At 69.4% G+C, this 278-nt stretch carries 1 pseudogene; it reads right to left on the bottom strand.

The features are described 5' to 3' along the window. Positions 1–278: pseudogene (locus EN859_RS37810) on the bottom strand (hypothetical protein); the annotation flags it as partial.

Genomic DNA, 278 nt, shown 5'->3' on the forward strand with positions numbered 1-278 from the left:
GCGATGGGCCAGCGCCGGCGGGCCGTGCCGGGCTCTGTGAGCCTGCTTCGGGAAGCTGAAAACGCTGACCGGCAGCGAGCGCAAAGCCTGCCAGGAATTCGCGCACCGGCAGGCGTTTGCCGCCGGGCTTTTGCAATTGCGTGAGACAAAGCGCGCCTTCGCCGCAGGCCACCACTACGCCCTCCGCGGACACGCCGATGACGGTGCCGGGCGCCGCGTCGCTGGTGGCGTTTTCGGCCGTGGCCGCCCAGATCTTGATCGAGGTGCCGTCTTCGAGC

This window comes from Mesorhizobium sp. M00.F.Ca.ET.216.01.1.1 (assembly GCF_004010325.2).
Lineage (GTDB): Bacteria > Pseudomonadota > Alphaproteobacteria > Rhizobiales > Rhizobiaceae > Mesorhizobium.